Origin of the sequence: Yersinia sp. 2542 StPb PI (genome assembly GCF_048593855.1) — a bacterium.
Classification (GTDB): Bacteria; Pseudomonadota; Gammaproteobacteria; order Enterobacterales; family Enterobacteriaceae; genus Yersinia; species Yersinia enterocolitica_E.
The window spans coordinates 1-3,532 of the sequence record NZ_JAZGQA010000292.1; the positions used below are offsets into that span (position 1 = coordinate 1).

The following is a 3,532-nucleotide window of genomic DNA, read 5'->3' on the forward strand; positions in this document are numbered from 1 at the left end:
CCCCTCCGGGAGTACCTTTACAAATGATATTCATTCTCATTTAATGATGACTTAATGATATTGATTCTCATTTCTATTTATATTTTGACCTTTAAGGTTCCGTAATCAGATCCACATGATTGGCTCCAAATAGAAAAGCCACCGGCTTATAAGGCCAGTGGCTTGGATGTTGTTGGTGTATAGGATGGGATTCGAACCCATGGTCAACATAGTAAAGGCATACCGAGCCACTATGCAGATCTATCGGCGTCACGCTTAGGCCTCTCACGCACCTGTACATTTTATTTTACTGAGAGTGCATTCCTGATACGAAATCATCACTGTCAAGGCGGTGAGCTCCATACCTGACTTGATATGTGTCACCAAACTCCAGTACCTTCATCTCTGCAACCTCTTTCGTGGCATAAACGCCAGCTAGATGCCAGGGAGAATTCCGCACTACTGCCCAACCAAGAACCCAACCAGCATTATCCGGATCAGCTTTTAAACCCTTTGCAACAAACATATCCATCTCCTTTTGACATTATTTAAAGATGGTATTTGTTCAGAGCCCGTAAGCGCAATTGATTAAATTCAAGAGGGAGATCTGACTGCGATAATTATAAAAATGAAGTGGTAATATTAAGCCATGGTAAATCAGCGCGATCATGCTCAACTATCAGGAGAACTTCGTCACTGGCATCTACTTCATAAGTTCTGCTGTATGGCGTAGTTGCTTTCCCGTATACAGTATCCGCCAGTAATAGCTTACCTCCCTGGTACACCTTAAACGTGACTTTGGTACCAACTACAATTCCATCATGGTGCGACTCAAGTCGAGTGATAGTTACTGATAATTCTTTCATTTATTTCCCCTTTATCATTATCGATGGCGCTCATTGAGTACCATCTGTAATGCTTAGTCTTAGTGAGCCATCAAATCGGCTTCTTCAACCCATTCGCTTAATGCACGACCTGTGGCATCTTTGTAAAAGATATAATACTGAACGGAGCCTGATAGATACTCTGCCCTTGCCTTTACCGACCCTTGCTCACCACTGCTCGTAATTACAACTTCTTGACCTAATTGAAACTCGAACATTAACTACTCCTTTACTGGGATGCTTTCGTCCAGGTCTTTACGGCCTTGGGTGGGGTTATCAAGATATGGAATTGCCATTACATTTTCCTTCCGGCGTTCTGCCGCCAGCTAATGATTTCATCGAGCCGACCTTTGCAGATCCGCAACTCACGCTTAAGGGCCAGTGCATACAGCCCACTATCGCCCCAAGTGGTACCGACGAACTCCGGCACTTCGCATTGAGTTAATGCTGATTCAGGAGGCCACAACTGGATTAATTCGGCTGTTCTCGGTGCTGGTGGGCTACTCTTGCAGGATGCTAATGTTGCTATCAGGCATCCGGCTATCAATACACGAATCCCCAACCCCCGCAGCCTTGAACCGCCTGAGTCGCTCGTCACTTTCATTGCGTAACTTCCTCTCATTATCTAACTGACGGGCTGTAGCAGCTCGGTTGGCGGCATCGTTAGCACCGTAAGCATCAATGATGTTACCCAGGGCAATGTTCGTCACCTGCTCGGTAACCAGCTCCGCTTCCGTCTTATCCACCTTATTTGCCAGATGATTACGATTCAGAAGCAGAAGAAGGAAAGCGGTAGCAACTAACGTCACTAGAGCGGCGCGCCAAGTAGTCATAGCTGTAGTTCTCGCTTAGCCAACTCAAACCGCGCCTTGCGGTCATTAATACCGTTATTCCCACCATTAATAAGCTGTGTCACACGCTGAATATCATCAGCATATTGACCGCAGTTGCGGGATTGCCAGAACCAGGCAGCAGAACGAACAGCATTTAAATCGATTAGCAACTGGTCAGGATTGCTGATTAAGTCCAGCTTCAAAGCGGTACCACAGGCCCGATAGTTATCTAAACCGGTAATCTGAATCAGACCGCGACCGCGATATTTCCAACCATCACCCGCAGCTTTATTACCCATGCGGCCTGAGTAGACCAAATTGGCGATTGCTTGTTGTCGATTAAGTGGCACCGATTTTTCACCCGGCTGGCGACCCAACGCCGAAGCCTGATCCGCAGACAAACGCTTGCCGAACGTCGCAATCAAGCCGTTAACACTGTAATTAAACGATTCCACCAGTAGCGTGAAGCTAGCAGACTCATGGCCTACCTGAGCAATAAACATCGCCTGCTGTACTGGGGTGGTAATGCCAAATTCTTTCATTGCCAGGGTGATGGGCTGAATCCAACGTGCAGCAAGTTTGGCGTTGATGTTAGCCGCCATTCTGAATTGATAAGGGGTCATGTTTATACCTGAGGTTTAGTGTCGTCAGTGCCGCCAATGCGTTTAAGAAAGCGCCCTTCAATGGCTCGGATTGCTGATGCGCCTGACCAACCAGACAATCCAGCAACACCACCCGCTAATTCAGCGGTCCAATTTAATGAACTGGCAGCTAACAGAACTAACGCCCCGGCGAATATGGAAATGAAAAATTTTAAGATGAAAAATGACCAGCGAAACTTCTCGCCGTTAATGACTCTCCACGCGTAATTAGCGACTGTGCCGAGCGTTGTCATAAGCAAAACCAGCACAGTACCAATTATGCTGTATGTCTCCGGTTCTTTAATTGGCATCTTCATCGTCTCCCCCTCCCGCTCTGCGGGTTGGGCGCGTAGTTAAGGAATTTAACCCACCAGTGCAGCCACTCATTAGCAGTAATGTGTGTGGAGTTGATTGGGTGACTGATGGGCTAAAACGAAAAAAGGCCACTTAAAGGGACCTTTTAGGTATTTGGAATTCTAATGTTTATTGCTTAGCTAAGCGCTCTTTAACGTTATGCATGCATACAGGAAACTGACGGCTGCGGAAAAAATCTTTAGTTTCAGCGAATGGGGAACTCAACGAGCTGTAAAGCTTCCGCATGGGCTCTCCACCCTCTACCGAAACTTTTCTGTAGTCTTTTTCATCTATTCCAAAATCTGAGTATGAATAACCCAGTCGCTTAAACTTGCTCATTTCATCATCGACTATAGAGACAATGCTAGCATCAGTAGAACCCCATCTTTCGGCCATACTCCATTCACTTTCGCATAAATCTGTAGCTGCTTTGTCGACATTAGAAATCGAAGATAATGCGGGGCTGGAAGCTATCAGTAACAGAAGAATTGTTCGCTTCATATCTAATCCTTTAATGGTTACCTGAAGATATTAAACGATAATGACCAACACTACTCATCATTCTGCTGCTCCAGATAACGTTGGGCCACTCAACTGCCCCGCAGAAATAAAAAGGCCACCGGAGTGAGCCTTAAAACACGTACGTTAACGTTTTCATGCCGTTAACTATAATTTGAAGCCGGTTACGGTTCCGGCGTCAACACCTACCAATGTGCTGACCGCATACCTTTAAAATGCAAAAAGCCTACCAAAGTGAGCCTTTGAGCTATTGTAGAAATAGAAAATCTATTTCTTTTCGTATAACTCATTTCAATTTTTTAATTTCTACGCATATTATTAA

General features: G+C 45.4%; 8 protein-coding genes. All 8 read right to left on the reverse strand.

Annotated features, from left to right (window positions below; all coding sequences use genetic code 11):
• Positions 1 to 286: 286 nt before the first annotated feature.
• The gene (locus V1952_RS20705) at positions 287 to 505 is read right to left on the reverse strand and encodes a hypothetical protein (RefSeq protein WP_420075443.1); all 219 of its coding nucleotides are present in this window, start codon (positions 503 to 505) and stop codon (positions 287 to 289) included.
• Between the two features lie 94 nt (positions 506 to 599).
• Positions 600 to 845: a hypothetical protein gene (locus V1952_RS20710; RefSeq protein WP_420075444.1), complete on the reverse strand. Its 246-nt coding sequence runs from the start codon at positions 843 to 845 to the stop codon at positions 600 to 602.
• Between the two features lie 59 nt (positions 846 to 904).
• Complete coding sequence (locus V1952_RS20715; RefSeq protein WP_420075445.1) at positions 905 to 1,081, reverse strand: hypothetical protein; 177 nt, start codon at positions 1,079 to 1,081, stop codon at positions 905 to 907.
• Between the two features lie 77 nt (positions 1,082 to 1,158).
• On the reverse strand, positions 1,159 to 1,467 hold the full coding sequence (lysC, locus tag V1952_RS20720; RefSeq protein ID WP_420075446.1) for an Rz1-like lysis system protein LysC: 309 nt from the start codon (positions 1,465 to 1,467) through the stop codon (positions 1,159 to 1,161).
• On the reverse strand, positions 1,364 to 1,696 hold the full coding sequence (locus tag V1952_RS20725; protein ID WP_420075447.1) for a DUF2570 domain-containing protein: 333 nt from the start codon (positions 1,694 to 1,696) through the stop codon (positions 1,364 to 1,366). The genes lysC and V1952_RS20725 overlap by 104 nt, the downstream gene beginning before the upstream one ends.
• Positions 1,693 to 2,319 (reverse strand): glycoside hydrolase family 19 protein, encoded by a 627-nt coding sequence (locus V1952_RS20730; protein ID WP_420075448.1) that lies wholly within the window; start codon positions 2,317 to 2,319, stop codon positions 1,693 to 1,695. Before V1952_RS20730 ends, V1952_RS20725 begins: the two co-directional genes overlap by 4 nt.
• A 2-nt stretch (positions 2,320 to 2,321) precedes the next feature.
• On the reverse strand, positions 2,322 to 2,654 hold the full coding sequence (locus tag V1952_RS20735; RefSeq protein WP_229765238.1) for a phage holin family protein: 333 nt from the start codon (positions 2,652 to 2,654) through the stop codon (positions 2,322 to 2,324).
• 166 nt (positions 2,655 to 2,820) lie between these two features.
• A complete protein-coding gene (locus V1952_RS20740; RefSeq protein ID WP_372558786.1) occupies positions 2,821 to 3,192 on the reverse strand; it encodes a hypothetical protein in 372 nt (123 codons plus the stop codon).
• Positions 3,193 to 3,532 lie beyond the last annotated feature (340 nt).